The sequence below is a fragment of the Cellulomonas sp. GbtcB1 genome (genome assembly GCF_019091725.1).
Classification (GTDB): Bacteria; Actinomycetota; Actinomycetes; order Actinomycetales; family Cellulomonadaceae; genus Cellulomonas.
Map to the genome: position 1 here is coordinate 1 of NZ_JAGXJG010000508.1, position 239 is coordinate 239.

The 239-nt window shown below is 75.3% G+C and carries 1 protein-coding gene; it reads left to right on the forward strand.

The genetic code is table 11. The features are described from left to right. The coding region (locus KVT14_RS21200) for a Sir2 family NAD-dependent protein deacetylase (protein WP_368858797.1) at nt 1–239 on the forward strand (239 nt) is incomplete at both ends.

Consider the following 239-nt stretch of genomic DNA (forward strand, 5'->3'; position numbering starts at 1 on the left):
CGGGCGTCGTCTACTTCGGCGAACGGCTGCCGGACCGGGCGCTGGTGCGAGCGATCGCCGCGGCCACCGACGGCGACGTGCTGCTCGCCGTCGGCACGACGCTGACCGTGCAGCCGGTGGCGTGCCTGGCCGCGCTCGCCGCCGAGTCCGGCGCCGAGGTGATCATCGTGAACGCCGAGCCCACGCCGTACGACCGGACCGCCGACCGGGTCGTGCGGGAGCCGATCGAGGAGGTGCTG